Raw genomic sequence first — 14,051 nt, 5'->3', positions numbered from 1 at the left:
GGCCTTCTCCGCGGAGTCCCGGTAGGGGAGGTCGCGCTCGGCGAGCCACTCCGACACCCACCTCGCCGCCTCGGCGAGGTGGGCCAGCAGGAGTGAATGACCCCTGCCTTGATCGGAGGGGCTACGGGAGCGGGAGGATGTGGCGGAGGGCTTCGACGGCGTCGGGGGCGCCGTCGGCGGTGAGGGTGGTGCGGGCGCCGCGGCCGTAGACGAAGAGGACCAGCTCGCCCGGCTCGCCGGTGAGGCGGACGGTGGGGGCGCCGGCGGGGCCGACGGTGAGGGAGCGGCCGTCGGGGCGCTCCAGGACGAGGCGGACGGGGGAGCGGCGGCCGGCCTCGAAGCGGGCGATCATCGGCAGGCGGCGCCAGAGCGCGTCGGCGCGGCCGGGCGGCACCGGGCGGGCGGTCCACTCCTCGCCCGCGCGCGCGACGTCCTCGGCGTGCACGAAGTACTCGACGGTGTTGGCGGCCTCGTCCGCGCCGGGCAGGGCGAACAGGGAGAGCAGCGGCGGGCCGGCGCGGAACGTGCGCACCAACTCCTCGTACGGGCGCCCGGCGTAGTCGTCCTGCACCCGCCGGGTCCAGTCGGCGAGCGCGCCGATCCGGATGCCGGCCGCCGCGTCGGCCCGGCGCTCGCGGATCACCAGGTGGGCGGCGAGGTCCCGGGTGGTCCACCCGGCGCAGAGGGTGGGGGCGTCAGGCCCGGCGGCGGCCAGGAGTTCGGCGAGACGGTGGCGCTCGGCGAGGGCGTGGTTCGACATGCCGCCAGCCTACGGCGTGGACAGGTCAGCGCAGGGCGCCGGTGAGCTTGGGCCCGCCCTGCTTGTTGCTGAGGGTCAGGGTGCAGGTGTAGTCCCGCCAGCCCTGCTGGTAGTTGGTGCCGGCGGGGCCGAACTGGCGCCCGTAGTACGTCTTTCCGTCGTTCTGGCGGGCCTTGGCGGCGGCCTCGGCCTCCTTGCAGCCCTCCCGCATGGCGAGCGCGATCGGGATCTCGCCGGCCAGTCCGTCGGCCAGTTTGAGGTCGGCGATGACCTGGCCGTCGTGCTCGCCGGTGCAGGGGCGTTCCTCGGCCTTGGTGATCACCGGGCTCAGCTGCGGGTGGTCGAAGCAGGCGCCGACCGGGAAGAAGGCGTACGGCGGGGTCTTCGTCGGGGCGGGGGTCGGTGTCGGGGTGGGCGTGGGGGTCGGGGTGGCCGTGGGGGTGGGCGGGGGCGGCGCGGCGGCGGCGGGCTTCCGCTCCTCCGGCCAGAGCAGGACGGTGGCCACCACCGCGAGCAGCACGGCCAGGACCGCCGCGACGGTGAGGACCAGGCCCCGGGACGGGCGGGATTCGGCGGCTGCGGGCGGCTGCTGCTCGGAGGTCATGGCCACGAGGATGGCCCACCGGGGGCCCGCCCGGCAGGAGGTTGGCCGAAATCGTCCCGGTACCGAGCGTCCGCGTGCCGTCGGATAGGCTCCCGGCGGCACGACACGAGTCCCGGGAGCTGGGAATGCGCGTCGGAATCACCGGTCACCAGGGTCTGTCGGGCGGCATCACGGAGATGCTGGTCCGCGGGGACCTCTGGCAGCTGGTCACCACCTTCGGCCCGTACGAACTGGTCGTCGTCAGTTGCGTCGAGGAGGGGCCGGAGAGCTGGTTCGCCCGCTCCGTCCTGGAGCACGGCGGCAAACTGGAGGTGATCGTCCCCGCGAGCGCCCCCGCGGTCGGCCGTGCCGACGACGGGCACCGGGCCACCCGGCTGCGCCTGTTGAACGAGGCCAACGCCGTCCACCGGCTGGCCGCCGTGGAGCGCGGCGGACTCGGCGACGACACCGGGCGCGCCCTGGTCGGCATGATCGACGAGCTGATCGCGGTCTGGGACGGCGAACCCGGCGGCGAACCCGCCCGGATCGCCGGACTGGCCGAGGCCGCCGGGCTGTTCGTCCACCGGATCTGGCCGTCCGGCTGCGAACGCGAGGCGTCGTAGGGCGTGTCCGGCAGGTGTCGGGGGCCGGTCCGGCACGTGCCGGGGGCCGGGTCCGGACTGCAACAATGGCCCCATGTCCACCACACCCGCCGCCCCCGGCACCACCGCCCTGGCCCCCGAGATCGCCGCCCGCCTCAAGCGGACCGAGGACGGCCTGCTCCCGGCCATCGCGCAGCAGTACGACACCGGTGAGGTGCTGATGCTCGGCTGGATGGACGACGAGGCGCTGCACCGCACGCTCACCACCGGCCGCTGCACCTACTGGAGCCGCAGCCGCAGCGAGTACTGGGTGAAGGGCGACACCTCCGGCCACGTCCAGGCGGTCAAGTCGGTGGCGCTGGACTGCGACGGCGACACGCTGCTGGTCAGGGTCGACCAGACCGGCGCGGCCTGCCACACCGGGGACCGCACCTGCTTCGACGCCGACGTGCTCCCGCTCTCCTGAACCTCGCGTCCCCCCGACCGAACCCCGCGTCCCCCGACCCCGACCGGAACTCCAGAAGGTGCCGCCCGCCATGGAACTCGAAGCCTTCCGCAAGCTCGCCGTCGACACCCGGGTCATCCCGGTCACCCGCAGGCTCCTCGCGGACGGTCTCACCCCGATCGGCCTGTACCGCAGCCTCGCCGCCGAGCGACCCGGCACCTTCCTGCTGGAGTCCGCCGAGCAGGGGCGCAGCTGGTCGCGCTACTCCTTCGTCGGCGTGCGCAGCGCCGCCGTGCTCACCGCCGGCCCGGACGGCGACGCCCGCTGGCTGGGCACCCCGCCGGTCGGCATCCCCACCACGGGGGACCCGCTGCAGGTGCTGCGCGCCGCCCTGGAGGCGCTGCACACCCCGCGGCACACCGACGACGGCCTGCCGCCGCTCACCGGCGGCCTGGTCGGCTACCTCGGCTACGACGTGGTCCGCCGGCTGGAGAAGCTGCCCGACCTCAACCCGGACGACCTGAAGCTGCCCGAGCTGACCATGCTGCTCGCCACCGACCTCGCCGTGCTCGACCACGCCGACGGCACGGTGCTGCTGATCGCCAACGCCGTCAACCACAACGACCTGGCCAGCGGCGTGGACGAGGCCCACGCGGACGCGGTGGCCCGGCTCGACGCCATGGAGGCCGACCTGCTCAAGCCGGTCGACCCGGGCCTGGCCACCTTCACCCCCTCCGGCCCCGGCGAGGCCCGCTCCCCGTTCGGCGGCGCGCCGTACCGGGCGGCCGTCGAGGAGGTCAAGGAGCGGATCCGGGCCGGCGAGGCCTTCCAGGTCGTCCCCTCGCAGCGCTTCGAGGCCCCCTGCCCGGCCTCCGCGCTGGACGTCTACCGCGTCCTGCGCACCACCAACCCCAGCCCGTACATGTACCTGTTCCGCTTCCCCGGGCCGGACGGCGGTGCCGAGGGCGGCTTCGACGTGGTCGGCTCCAGCCCGGAGGCGCTGGTCAAGGTCACCGAGGGCGAGGCGATGCTGCACCCGATCGCCGGCACCCGGCACCGCGGCGCCACCCCGCACGAGGACGCGGCGCTGGCCGCCGAGCTGCTCGCCGACCCCAAGGAGCGGGCCGAGCACCTGATGCTGGTCGACCTCGGCCGCAACGACCTGGGGCGGGTCTGTGAGCCGGGCAGCGTGGAGGTGGTCGACTTCATGCAGATCGAGCGCTACAGCCACGTGATGCACATCGTCTCCACCGTCACCGGCACGGTCGCACCCGGGCGGACCGCCTTCGACGTGCTGACCGCCTGCTTCCCCGCCGGCACCCTCTCCGGTGCGCCCAAGCCGCGGGCGATGCGGATCATCGAGGAGCTGGAGCCCACCCGCCGCGGCCTCTACGGCGGCTGCGTCGGCTACCTGGACTTCGCCGGGGACTCCGACACCGCGATCGCCATCCGCACCGCCGTGCTGCGCGACGGCACCGCCTACGTGCAGGCCGGGGCGGGTGTCGTCGCCGACTCCGACCCGCACGGGGAGGACACCGAGTGCCGCAACAAGGCGGCCGCCGTGCTGCGGGCCGTCGCCACCGCCAATACGCTGCGGACGCCGGAGATGTCGTAGGACGCCGCAACCGTCGAGGGGCGTCGAGAGAGGCGGCCGGGATGACCGAGGAGCCGCAGGGCGGGCCGGGGCGCGCGGCCCTGCACAGTGCCGCCGCCCAGATCGGCGAACAGCTGGCGGGCCGCGGCCGGGTGCTGCGCGGGGTGGTGGTCGACGCCCCGGGGGCGTCCGGCGGCGGCCTCACCGCCGACCTGGCCGTCGTCGCCCCGGACGCCCGGCCCGACGACCGCGGCCGCCACCCGGGCGCCGGTGTCGAGGCGGTGCTGGAGGCGGCCGGGCCGCACCCGGCCGGGACGGCACGGGCGTACGCGCTCGGCGGGATCCCGCTGTACGTGGTGGTCGACACGGCGGCCGCGGTCTGCACCGTGCACACCGCGCCGTCCGCCGACGGCGCCTACCGGGAGGCCGAGCGGGTGCCGTTCGGCAACGACCTGTTCCTGCCGCTCGGCGGGCGCACGGTCGTGCTGCGCACCGACGAGTTCCCGACCGGGCCGCCCACCCCGGGTTCGGTGTGACGCGTCGGGCGGGGGATAGTGGACGGGTGACCGCTCCTGACCAGACCCCCGCCCCCGCCGCCCCGGCCCCCTCCGCGGGCCGCCGGACGCTCGGCGTGATGCTGCTGCTGACCGTGCTGAGCGCCGTCCTGGTGCTGACCGCCGTCGGCCGGGTCTGGGCGGAGGGCCGGGCCGGCACCCTGGCGGTGTCCGTCACCGGCGGCGCGATCTCCGAACTGCCCGGCGGGCTGGCCCTGGTGGGCCTCGCGGCGGCCGTGGCGGTGTTCGCGGTGCGCGGCGCAGGCCGGCTCGCGGTGGGCGCGCTGACCCTGCTGGCGGGTCTCGGCGCGGCCGCCGCCTCCGCCGCGGGCGCCGGCGACACCGCCGCGCTGGACGCCGAGGCGGCCCGCAAGCTGGCCCTGACCGGCTCGGCGGCCACCGGGGTCGGCCACACCGGCTGGCCGTGGGTGGCCCTGGTCGGCGGACTGCTGCTGGCCGTCGCCGGGCTGCTCACCCTCCGCTACGGCCGCGGCTGGCCGGCGATGGGCAGCCGGTACGAGGCGCCGACCCGCAAGGCCCCGGCGCGGAGCGAGACCCCGGCGGACCTGTGGAAGGCCCTGGACCGCGGCGAGGACCCGACGTCCGGCTGACCGGCACGCGTGTGACGCGATAGACCCGGCACCCGCTTTGGGGAGCCGGTGTGTGGCCCGGCACAATGGAGGTCGTCAACCCGCCGGCGGCCCCGCAGGCCCGGCCGGGCCCCGAGAGGCTAGGAGCACCATCAGATGGCAGCAGCAGCACACGGTCACACCCCCGCCGCCTGGACCGGCGTGACCATCTCCTTCATCGGTTCCGGGATCGCGGGGGTCGCGATGATCCTCCCGTCGGTGCTGCTGGTCTGGGCCGGCCTGGCGGTCGTCCTGGCCGGTGGCGTGGTCGGCAAGGCCATGTCGATGGCGGGCATGGGCAAGCAGCCCAGCACCAACGTCTACGCCTCGCGCGAGGAGCAGGCCGAGGCCCACGCGGCCCGCGCCGCCCTCGCCGCCGCCACCGCCTGACGACGGACCTTCCGCGGACGACGGAACGGCGGGCGCGGCGCGCCCGCCGTTCCGTTCCGTCCGGGCCCGACACGGGCACAATCGGGGCGTGAACGCCGCCCCCACCGCCTCCGCCCCGCCGCCCGTCCTGCGCCGGCTGGGCCCGCCGCTGGCCGCGCTGGCGGCGGTGGCCGTCCCCACCGCCTTCGTCGCCGTGGTGGACCCGAACTCCCCCGGGCACTACCCCGACTGCCCGTTCCTGACCGCCACCGGCTGGTGGTGCCCCGGCTGCGGGGGGCTGCGCTGCGTGCACGCGCTGACCCACGGCGACCTGACCGGAGCCCTGCACGACAACGCGGTGGCCGTGCTGCTCCTCGGCGTGCTGGCGCTGCTCTGGCTGCGCTGGGGCTGGGCCGCGCTGACCGGCGGCCCGCGCCCCCGGCTCGTGGTCGGCGGCCGGCGCTGGGTGCTGATCGCGCTGCTGGTCCTGGTGTTCACCGTGGTGCGCAACCTGCCGGTCGGCGCGGGACTGGCCCCGCCGCTGGTCTGAGCGGCGGGCACCGGTCCACATGGTGGGCCGGTGATCGGTCCACTCGATCCACCGGGGGCTTCGAGGACCGGTGGACGTCCGGTGAAACCGCAGTTGAGAGCCGCTCCAGGGGGCGTCCGGTCCGCGAGACGCGCCCCGGGCGGATGCGCCCCGCGCCCCCCGGTGCCGATACCATCGAAGAGCCACCGGGTCCGTCCCGGTCGGCTCGTCGCTAGCGAACTAGCAGAAATGATGGGGGCACTTCGCGTGAGCGAGCGATGGGGGTACCTCCAGCCGCAGGCTGGGGGAGAGCGAACCATTGACAGGTGCGTGTTGCGCGCAGCGCCTGCCGAGCGAAGCGAGGTGGGCGCATGAGTGTGCTCGACACGATCATCGAGGGGGTCCGCGAGGACCTCGCCGAACGCCAGGCCCGGGTCTCCCTGGACGAGCTCAAGGAGCGCGCCGCCAAGGCCCCCGAGGCCAAGGACGGCGTCGCCGCCCTGAAGGGCGACGGGGTCCGGGTGATCTGCGAGGTGAAGCGCTCCAGCCCGTCCAAGGGCGCGCTGGCCGCGATCGCCGACCCGGCCGCACTGGCGGGCGACTACGCGGCCGGCGGAGCCGCCGCGATCAGCGTGCTGACCGAGCAGCGCCGCTTCGGCGGGTCGCTGGCCGACCTGGACGCCGTCCGCGCCGCGGTGGACACCCCGCTGCTGCGCAAGGACTTCATCGTCACCGCGTACCAGCTGTGGGAGGCTCGGGCGCACGGCGCCGACCTCGCGCTGCTGATCGTCGCCGCCCTCGAGCAGCCGGCCCTGGTGTCGCTGATCGAGCGCGCCGAGTCGATCGGCCTCACCCCGCTGGTCGAGGTGCACGACGAGGAGGAGATCAAGCGCGCGGTGGACGCCGGGGCGCGGATCATCGGCGTCAACGCCCGCAACCTCAAGACCCTCGAGGTGGACCGCAACACCTTCGGCAACGTGGTCCACGCCATCCCGGACAGCGTCGTCAAGGTCGCCGAGTCCGGCGTGCGCGGCCCGCTGGACGTGATCTCCTACGCCAACCTGGGCGCCGACGCGGTGCTCGTGGGCGAGTCCCTGGTGACCGGCAAGGACCCGCGCGCCGCGGTCGCCGACCTGGTCGCCGCCGGGGCCCACCCCGCCGTCCGGCACAAGGACTGACCGGCCGACATGAAGATCGCCACCCGCCTCGCCCCCGGTTGCCGCCCGCGCGGCTGCCGCGCGCCCGCACGCCGGGTGCTGGGGCGGCGGGTGCGGTACGTGATCGGCTGCGAGCCCGGGCAGGTGCCGGGCCGCCGATGGCGGCGGACGTTCGGCCGGTCCCGGCCAGAAGACGTCACTGTCGTCATCTCCCCCTAAGGACTTCCACCATGTCCGACAAGTCCGCGAAGGACTACCTCCCCGGCGCCCAGGTGCCGGACGCCCGGGGCTACTTCGGCGCCTACGGCGGCCGTTTCATCCCGGAGGCGCTGGTCGCCGCCGTCGAGCAGGTCGCCGAGGAGTACGAGAAGGCCAAGTCCGACCCGGCCTTCACCGCCGAGCTGGACGCCCTGCTCAAGGACTACACCGGCCGGCCGAGCCCGCTGACCGACGTGCACCGCTTCTCCGCCGAGGCGGGCGGCGCGCGCGTCCTGCTCAAGCGCGAGGACCTCAACCACACCGGCTCGCACAAGATCAACAACGTGCTGGGCCAGGCCCTCCTCACCCGGCGGATGGGCAAGACCCGGATCATCGCCGAGACCGGCGCCGGCCAGCACGGCGTGGCCACCGCGACCGCCTGCGCGCTGTTCGGCTTCGACTGCACCATCTACATGGGCGAGGTCGACACCCAGCGCCAGGCGCTGAACGTCGCCCGGATGCGGATGCTGGGCGCCGAGGTGGTGTCCGTCACCTCCGGCAGCCGCACCCTCAAGGACGCCATCAACGAGGCGTTCCGCGACTGGGTCGCCAACGTGGACTCCACCCACTACCTGTTCGGCACCGTCGCCGGCCCGCACCCCTTCCCGATGATGGTCCGCGACTTCCACCGGGTCATCGGCGTCGAGGCGCGCCAGCAGGTCCTCGACCGCACCGGGCGGCTGCCCGACGCCGTCGTCGCCTGCGTCGGCGGCGGCTCCAACGCGATGGGCATCTTCCACGAGTTCATCCCCGACGCCGGCGTGCGCCTGATCGGCTGCGAGGCCGCCGGCGAGGGCGCCGAGACCCCCCGGCACGCCGCCACCCTCACCAAGGGCGACCCCGGCGTGCTGCACGGCTCGCGCACCTACGTCCTGCAGGACGAGGACGGCCAGACCATCGAGTCGCACTCCATCTCGGCCGGCCTCGACTACCCGGGCGTCGGCCCGGAGCACGCCTGGCTGAAGGACTCCGGCCGGGCCGAGTACCGCCCCGTCACCGACGACGCCGCCATGCAGGCGCTGCGGCTGCTGTCCCGCACCGAGGGCATCATCCCGGCCATCGAGAGCGCCCACGCGCTCGCCGGGGCCCTCGAACTGGGCCGTGAACTCGGGCCCGAGGCCACCATCCTGGTCTCGCTCTCCGGGCGCGGCGACAAGGACATGCACACCGCGGCCGAGTACTTCGGCCTGTACGACGAGCCGGCCGGCGACGCGGCCCACGACTCGGCCCACGGGGGTAAGTGACCATGGCATCGAAGCTCAGCGGCATCCTGGCCGCCGCCAAGGCGGAGAACCGCGCCGCGCTGATCGGCTACCTGCCGGCCGGCTTCCCGACCGTCGACGGCGGCATCCGGGCGGTCAACGCCCTGATCGAGGGCGGCTGCGACGTCGTCGAAGTCGGCCTGCCGCACTCCGACCCGGTCCTGGACGGCGCCGTCATCCAGACCGCCGACGACATCGCGCTGCGCGGCGGCGTGCGGATCAAGGACGTGCTGCGCACCGTCCAGGAGGTCGCCACCGCGCACCCCGAGGCGGCGGTGCTGGTGATGACGTACTGGAACCCGGTCGAGCGCTACGGCACCGCGCGCTTCGCCGCCGACCTCGCCGCCGCGGGCGGCGTCGGCTGCATCCTGCCCGACCTGCCGGTCGAGGAGTCCGAGGAGTGGCGCAAGGCGGCGGAGGAGCACGGCCTGGACACCGTGTTCGTGGTCGCCCCGAGCAGCAAGGACCACCGCCTGGCCGAGGTCACCGCGGCCGGCAGCGGCTTCGTCTACGCCGCCGCCGTGATGGGCGTGACCGGCACCCGCACCCAGGTCGGCTCGCTCGCCGAGGACCTGGTCGCCCGCACCCGGGCCACCACCGACCTCCCGGTCTGCGTGGGCCTCGGGGTCTCCACCGCGGAGCAGGCCGCCGAGGTGGCGGGCTTCGCGGACGGCGTGATCGTGGGCTCCGCGTTCGTGAAGCGGATCCTGGAGGCCGGGGACGACGAGGCGGCCGCGCTGGACGCGGTGCGCGCCGTCGCGGGCGACCTGGCGGCGGGCGTCCGCCGGCGCTGACCCGCACCCGCACCACCCGACGGCCCGCCACCCCCCTCGCGCAGGGGGGTGGCGGGCCGTCGCCCTTCGTGGCCCGCACCCGGACCGCCCGGGGGACGGGTGGCGGGCGTGCGGCGCAGCGGTGCGGCCCCGAACGGGTGAACAGCGCCGGGGACACGCATCAGGCGGGGTTGACCGGCGTTGAGTGGAGGGACGAGTGCACGGGCGACGTGCACGAGGTCGCCGAGCGAACGAAGGGGTGAGCCGGTGCCGGGTCTCCATCGGGCCGTTCTGCTGCGCGCGGCGGCCGCCGCGCTGGCCCTCGGCGCCGCCGTCGGGGCGCACACCGAGGTGGGGCAGGCGCTGGCCAAGCGCGGCGCCGAACGGGCCGTGCGGGACGCGCACGCCTGCGCGGAGGCAGCCCGGTGGGACGCCGCCGAACGGGCCGCCCGCCCGCACCACGCGGGCCGGGCCGACCCGACCGACCCGGTCCGCCCGCCCGGCTGCCACCGGCTCTGAGGCGCGCCGGGCGCCGCCGGACGGGGAACGGGTGTTCGCCGAATACGGACACACCGTCATCAGCCGTCACTCGTCCGGCTTAATTCCTGAATATGGAGGAACCACCCCTCGTCCCTTACGGTTCGTCAGGAAGTGAACGAGTTTCCCAAGGGGGGTTCCCTGATGGCCGGCCCGGCAGCGCAGCCCGGCGACTCGGCGCCCGCACCGGCGGCGCGGCCGTCGGATCCGGCCTGGAGCCTGTGGCTGGGCACCGCCGCCAGGCTCGGCCTCGCGGTGGTCTGGGGCTGGGCGGGCCTCGCCAAGATCGCCGACCCGGCGGAGGCCGCCCAGGCCGTCCGCGCCTACGAGATCCTGCCCGAAGGCCTGGTCAAACCGGTCGGCTACGCCCTGCCCTTCCTGGAGCTGGCGCTCGCCCTGCTGCTGGTGATCGGCCTCGGCGTGCGGATCGTCGCCGGCGTCTCCGCGGTGCTGCTGCTCGCCTTCATCGCCGGGATCGTCTCCGCCTGGGCGCGCGGCATCTCGATCGACTGCGGCTGCTTCGGCGGCGGCGGGCACGTCGACGCCTCGCAGACCGAGTACCTGCAGGAGATCCTGCGCGACACCGGCTTCCTGCTGCTCGCCGGGTGGCTGCTGTGGCGGCCCCGCACCAAGTTCTCGGCGGACGGCTGGCTCGCGAGCTGACCGGCCGGCCCCGCCGCACCCCGACCACCCCACCCCACGAAGGCCCTCCGACTGTGGATGTCAAGGCAATGAGCGAGAAGAACCGAGAAGGCAAGCGCACCGCCCGCGAGCGGATGCAGGCGCAGCGGGCGGCCGAGGAGGCCGCGTCCCGGCGGAAGAAGAAGCTGATCGTGGGCGGCGTGGTGCTCGCGGTGATCGCCGCCGCCGTGGTCACCGGCGTCGTGGTGCAGAACCAGCGCTCCAAGCCGGAGACCCCGACGGCCGCCCCCGCCGGGACCATCGGCGACAAGAACCTGGTCATCCCGGTCGGCTCGGCCAACGCCCCGTCCGTCCTCACCGTCTACGAGGACCCGCGCTGCCCGGCCTGCGGCATCTTCGAGCGCGAGTTCTCGCCGACCGTCGACCAGCTCGAGGACGCCGGCAAGATCTCCACCAACTACCACATCGTGTCGTTCATCGACCGGGCCGTCCCCGGCAAGGGCTCCAAGACCGCGGCCAACGCGCTGGCCTGCGCCCAGGACGCCGGGCACTTCCGGGACTACCACGACGTGCTCTACCGCAACCAGCCGGACGAGACCAGCGACGCCTTCGGGGACAAGGCCGTCCTGCTCAACCTCGCCAAGCAGGTCAACGGCCTCGACACCCCCGCCTTCCAGGCCTGCGTCAACGACAACAAGTTCGGCGGGTGGGTCTCCTCGGTGCAGCAGGACTTCGACAAGTCCAGCTACAAGTCGACCCCGACCGTGCTGCTCAACGGCCAGCCGATCTACCCCAAGAACGGCTCCGAGGAGATCACCCCGGCCAACCTGACGAAGTGGGTCGACGCCGCCAACCAGGGCAAGCAGCTCGGCACCCCCGGCTCCAACGGGCAGACTCCGGCGCCCACCAGCACCGCGTCGGAGGCCAACAACCCGTCCCCCAACGCCGGCTGAGCTCCGGAGCCGGTCCGGCCGCTCCCGCCCGGGCGCACCGGATCCACCGGACGGGCTCCACTCCGCCGGGCGCAGCCGCCGCTCCCTCCCCGTCCGGAGGGGGCGGCGGCGTCGTCGCGTGGCCCGTTGTTCGGTTTCTGTGACCCCGGGGGTGTCCGGCGGGGGCCGCGGACCCTGTAGCGTCGGAACCGCCATGGATATCGCCTACATTCCCAGCCCGTCGCGGGGCGTCCTGTACCTCGGACCCGTCCCGCTGCGCGCCTACGCCTTCTGCATCATCCTCGGTGTCGTCGTGGCCGTCTGGCTCGGCAGCAAGCGCTGGGTCGCCCGGGGCGGTGCCAAGCACACGGTCGGCGACATCGCCGTCTGGGCCGTGCCCTTCGGCCTGGTCGGCGGCCGGCTCTACCACGTGATCACCGACCACCAGCTGTACTTCGACGAGGGCAAGAACCCCTGGAACGCCTTCAAGATCTGGGAGGGCGGCCTCGGGATCTGGGGCGCGATCGCGCTGGGCGCGGTCGGCGCCTGGATCGGCGCCCGCCGCCGGGGCGTGCCGCTGCCCGCCTACGCCGACGCCATCGCGCCGGGCATCGCGCTCGCGCAGGCGCTGGGCCGCTGGGGCAACTACTTCAACCAGGAGCTGTACGGCCGCCCGACCACGCTGCCGTGGGGCCTGGAGATCGACAAGACGCTGCCCGGCGGTGAGGTCGTCAAGGGCGTCTACCACCCGACCTTCCTCTACGAGTCGATCTGGTGCGTCGCCGTCGCGCTGCTGGTGATCTGGGCGGACCGCCGCTTCACCCTGGGCCACGGGCGGGCGTTCGCGCTGTACGTGGCCGCGTACACGGTGGGCCGGTTCTGGACGGAGTGGCTGCGGATCGACGAGGCGCACGTCTACTTCGGCCTGCGGCTGAACGACTGGACCTCGATCCTGGTGTTCCTGGGCGCCGTGGCGTACCTGGTGATCGTCGGGAAGAAGCGGCCCGGCCGGGAGGACCCGGCCACCATCGACCCGGCCGCGCACGAGTCGGAGCCGGAGGCCGCCGAGGCCGCGGACGGGGCCGGCAAGGCCCGCACCGGGGCGGACGAGGAGCCGGCCGACCGGGCGCCGGAGGGTGCCGCCGGGAGGAAACCGTCCCGGTCCGTGGACGGCGAGGAGGCCGGGGAACCGGCCGGCGGAGCCGCCGACGCCACCGGCAAGGACGCCAAGAACCTGACCTGACCTGGGACTTCACCCCGGACCGGCCGCCCCCGCGATGCTCGCGGAGGGCGGCCGTCGCGGTGTTCGGACAGCCTTACTTTGCTGGAAGTGCCCAGGTCAGGGCGGCTACGTTCAAGACAGACGACTTGAACGGAGGGGACGACCGTGAGCGCGACCACCCTGGAGCCCGAGGCCGGGCAGCACCCCCGCATACCCGCGGCGGACCACCACCGGGACGTGAACGGCGGCTGGCTGCGGCCCGCCGTGTTCGGCGCGATGGACGGCCTGGTCTCCAACTTCGCCCTGATGACCGGTGTGGTCGGCGGCGCGGCGTCCAACGGCACGGTCGTGCTGACCGGGCTCGCCGGGCTGGCGGCCGGTGCCTGCTCGATGGCGGCGGGGGAGTACACCTCGGTCGCCTCGCAGGCCGAGCTGGTCCAGGCGGAGATCGAGGTCGAGCGGCTGGAGCTGAGCCGCAACCCGCACGGCGAGCTGGCCGAGCTGGCGCAGCTGTACGTCTCCCGCGGGGTGGAGCCGGAGCTGGCCCACGAGGTCGCCCGGCAGCTGTCGGCCAATCCGGACCAGGCCCTGGAGGTCCACGCCCGGGAGGAGCTGGGCGTCGACCCCAACGACCTGCCGTCGCCGTGGGTGGCCGCCGGGTCCTCGTTCGTCTGCTTCGCGGTGGGTGCGCTGCTGCCGCTGCTGCCGTACCTGCTGGGGGCGACCTCGCTGGTGCCCGCGCTGCTGCTGTCGGCGGCGGGGCTGTTCCTGTGCGGCGCGGTGGTGGCCCGGGTGACGGCGCGCAGCTGGTGGTTCAGCGGGCTGCGGCAGCTGGTGCTGGGCGGGGCGGCGGCGGGGGTGACGTACCTGCTGGGGTGGCTGATCGGCGGCCACGTCGGCTGACCGGGCGGGCCCGCCGACCGGACGGCCGGACGGCCGGACGGCCGGACGGCCGGACCGGAGGGCGGGCCGGGGTGGTGGGGGAGCTCTGTGCGATGCCACAGCGGAGTGCATGACTATGCTGGTCAATGCGTGACGTTCCACACATGGATCCCCGGTACCGCCTGGCCTAGTCTCATCATCCGAGCTCAGGAACCGTGGATTCGCATCCGCGGGCAGAGCCTCGGGATGGAATCGCAGGACGCCATGATCGTCCTGTGTGGCGATCGGGTTTCGCCCCTGTTTCAGGCGGCCGACCGCCGG

Annotated in this window: 17 protein-coding genes; 15 read left to right on the top strand and 2 right to left on the bottom strand. The window is 74.5% G+C overall.

Annotation, left to right across the window (positions count from 1 at the left end; genetic code table 11):
• Nucleotides 1-121: 121 nt before the first annotated feature.
• Together AB0N04_RS27475 and AB0N04_RS27470 are read right to left on the bottom strand one after the other, a co-directional pair.
• Complete coding sequence (locus AB0N04_RS27475) at nucleotides 122-760, bottom strand: TIGR03085 family metal-binding protein (protein ID WP_360212484.1); 639 nt, start codon at nucleotides 758-760, stop codon at nucleotides 122-124.
• Between the two features lie 25 nt (nucleotides 761-785).
• Nucleotides 786-1,364 carry a hypothetical protein gene (locus AB0N04_RS27470; protein WP_360212482.1) on the bottom strand — a complete coding sequence of 193 codons (579 nt, stop codon included), beginning with the start codon at nucleotides 1,362-1,364 and terminating at the stop codon, nucleotides 786-788.
• A gap of 125 nt (nucleotides 1,365-1,489) precedes the next feature.
• Between AB0N04_RS27470 and AB0N04_RS27465 the strand changes: the two genes are divergently transcribed.
• From AB0N04_RS27465 to AB0N04_RS27395, 15 genes are all read left to right on the top strand, one after another.
• Nucleotides 1,490-1,966, top strand: coding sequence for a hypothetical protein (locus tag AB0N04_RS27465; protein ID WP_360212480.1), 477 nt, complete (start codon nucleotides 1,490-1,492; stop codon nucleotides 1,964-1,966).
• A 73-nt stretch (nucleotides 1,967-2,039) separates the two neighbouring features.
• Nucleotides 2,040-2,411, top strand: a complete 372-nt coding sequence (gene hisI / locus AB0N04_RS27460) for a phosphoribosyl-AMP cyclohydrolase (protein ID WP_360212478.1) — start codon at nucleotides 2,040-2,042, stop codon at nucleotides 2,409-2,411.
• A gap of 70 nt (nucleotides 2,412-2,481) precedes the next feature.
• Nucleotides 2,482-4,005 carry an anthranilate synthase component I gene (locus AB0N04_RS27455; protein WP_360212476.1) on the top strand — a complete coding sequence of 508 codons (1,524 nt, stop codon included), beginning with the start codon at nucleotides 2,482-2,484 and terminating at the stop codon, nucleotides 4,003-4,005.
• A gap of 41 nt (nucleotides 4,006-4,046) precedes the next feature.
• Nucleotides 4,047-4,520 carry a hypothetical protein gene (locus AB0N04_RS27450; protein ID WP_360212474.1) on the top strand — a complete coding sequence of 158 codons (474 nt, stop codon included), beginning with the start codon at nucleotides 4,047-4,049 and terminating at the stop codon, nucleotides 4,518-4,520.
• 26 nt (nucleotides 4,521-4,546) lie between these two features.
• Nucleotides 4,547-5,149 (top strand): TIGR02234 family membrane protein, encoded by a 603-nt coding sequence (locus AB0N04_RS27445; RefSeq protein WP_360212472.1) that lies wholly within the window; start codon nucleotides 4,547-4,549, stop codon nucleotides 5,147-5,149.
• 135 nt (nucleotides 5,150-5,284) lie between these two features.
• Complete coding sequence (locus AB0N04_RS27440) at nucleotides 5,285-5,557, top strand: HGxxPAAW family protein (RefSeq protein ID WP_360212470.1); 273 nt, start codon at nucleotides 5,285-5,287, stop codon at nucleotides 5,555-5,557.
• 88 nt (nucleotides 5,558-5,645) lie between these two features.
• On the top strand, nucleotides 5,646-6,086 hold the full coding sequence (locus AB0N04_RS27435; protein WP_360212468.1) for a DUF2752 domain-containing protein: 441 nt from the start codon (nucleotides 5,646-5,648) through the stop codon (nucleotides 6,084-6,086).
• Between the two features lie 350 nt (nucleotides 6,087-6,436).
• Nucleotides 6,437-7,243 (top strand): indole-3-glycerol phosphate synthase TrpC, encoded by an 807-nt coding sequence (gene trpC / locus AB0N04_RS27430; RefSeq protein ID WP_360212466.1) that lies wholly within the window; start codon nucleotides 6,437-6,439, stop codon nucleotides 7,241-7,243.
• A gap of 209 nt (nucleotides 7,244-7,452) precedes the next feature.
• Nucleotides 7,453-8,724 carry a tryptophan synthase subunit beta gene (gene trpB, locus AB0N04_RS27425; protein WP_360212465.1) on the top strand — a complete coding sequence of 424 codons (1,272 nt, stop codon included), beginning with the start codon at nucleotides 7,453-7,455 and terminating at the stop codon, nucleotides 8,722-8,724.
• A 2-nt stretch (nucleotides 8,725-8,726) separates the two neighbouring features.
• Nucleotides 8,727-9,536, top strand: coding sequence for a tryptophan synthase subunit alpha (gene trpA, locus AB0N04_RS27420; RefSeq protein ID WP_360212463.1), 810 nt, complete (start codon nucleotides 8,727-8,729; stop codon nucleotides 9,534-9,536).
• Nucleotides 9,537-9,782: 246 nt separating this feature from the next.
• Nucleotides 9,783-10,034, top strand: a complete 252-nt coding sequence (locus AB0N04_RS27415) for a hypothetical protein (RefSeq protein ID WP_360212461.1) — start codon at nucleotides 9,783-9,785, stop codon at nucleotides 10,032-10,034.
• A 162-nt stretch (nucleotides 10,035-10,196) separates the two neighbouring features.
• The gene (locus AB0N04_RS27410) at nucleotides 10,197-10,715 is read left to right on the top strand and encodes a MauE/DoxX family redox-associated membrane protein (RefSeq protein ID WP_360212459.1); all 519 of its coding nucleotides are present in this window, start codon (nucleotides 10,197-10,199) and stop codon (nucleotides 10,713-10,715) included.
• A gap of 68 nt (nucleotides 10,716-10,783) precedes the next feature.
• Nucleotides 10,784-11,647 (top strand): thioredoxin domain-containing protein, encoded by an 864-nt coding sequence (locus tag AB0N04_RS27405; protein WP_360212457.1) that lies wholly within the window; start codon nucleotides 10,784-10,786, stop codon nucleotides 11,645-11,647.
• Nucleotides 11,648-11,840: 193 nt separating this feature from the next.
• Nucleotides 11,841-12,869, top strand: a complete 1,029-nt coding sequence (gene lgt / locus AB0N04_RS27400; protein WP_360212456.1) for a prolipoprotein diacylglyceryl transferase — start codon at nucleotides 11,841-11,843, stop codon at nucleotides 12,867-12,869.
• A 159-nt stretch (nucleotides 12,870-13,028) separates the two neighbouring features.
• Nucleotides 13,029-13,751, top strand: a complete 723-nt coding sequence (locus AB0N04_RS27395; protein ID WP_360212499.1) for a VIT1/CCC1 transporter family protein — start codon at nucleotides 13,029-13,031, stop codon at nucleotides 13,749-13,751.
• The last annotated feature ends 300 nt before the right edge of the window (nucleotides 13,752-14,051 follow it).

Origin of the sequence: Kitasatospora sp. NPDC051702 (assembly GCF_040681575.1) — a bacterium.
Classification (GTDB): domain Bacteria; phylum Actinomycetota; class Actinomycetes; order Streptomycetales; family Streptomycetaceae; genus Kitasatospora.
Note: the sequence above shows the minus strand (reverse complement) of the source record. Positions and strands in the feature narration are given on the sequence as shown.

Excerpts from the sequence above, each read along its gene's own strand:
- AB0N04_RS27475 (WP_360212484.1), bottom strand. The coding sequence starts at position 760 with ATGTCGAACCACGCCCTCGCCGAGCGCCACCGTCTCGCCGAACTCCTG.
- AB0N04_RS27470 (WP_360212482.1), bottom strand. The coding sequence starts at position 1,364 with ATGACCTCCGAGCAGCAGCCGCCCGCAGCCGCCGAATCCCGCCCGTCC.
- AB0N04_RS27465 (WP_360212480.1), top strand. The coding sequence starts at position 1,490 with ATGCGCGTCGGAATCACCGGTCACCAGGGTCTGTCGGGCGGCATCACG.
- hisI (WP_360212478.1), top strand. The coding sequence starts at position 2,040 with ATGTCCACCACACCCGCCGCCCCCGGCACCACCGCCCTGGCCCCCGAG.
- AB0N04_RS27455 (WP_360212476.1), top strand. The coding sequence starts at position 2,482 with ATGGAACTCGAAGCCTTCCGCAAGCTCGCCGTCGACACCCGGGTCATC.
- AB0N04_RS27450 (WP_360212474.1), top strand. The coding sequence starts at position 4,047 with ATGACCGAGGAGCCGCAGGGCGGGCCGGGGCGCGCGGCCCTGCACAGT.
- AB0N04_RS27440 (WP_360212470.1), top strand. The coding sequence starts at position 5,285 with ATGGCAGCAGCAGCACACGGTCACACCCCCGCCGCCTGGACCGGCGTG.
- trpC (WP_360212466.1), top strand. The coding sequence starts at position 6,437 with ATGAGTGTGCTCGACACGATCATCGAGGGGGTCCGCGAGGACCTCGCC.
- trpB (WP_360212465.1), top strand. The coding sequence starts at position 7,453 with ATGTCCGACAAGTCCGCGAAGGACTACCTCCCCGGCGCCCAGGTGCCG.
- trpA (WP_360212463.1), top strand. The coding sequence starts at position 8,727 with ATGGCATCGAAGCTCAGCGGCATCCTGGCCGCCGCCAAGGCGGAGAAC.
- AB0N04_RS27410 (WP_360212459.1), top strand. The coding sequence starts at position 10,197 with ATGGCCGGCCCGGCAGCGCAGCCCGGCGACTCGGCGCCCGCACCGGCG.
- AB0N04_RS27405 (WP_360212457.1), top strand. The coding sequence starts at position 10,784 with ATGAGCGAGAAGAACCGAGAAGGCAAGCGCACCGCCCGCGAGCGGATG.
- lgt (WP_360212456.1), top strand. The coding sequence starts at position 11,841 with ATGGATATCGCCTACATTCCCAGCCCGTCGCGGGGCGTCCTGTACCTC.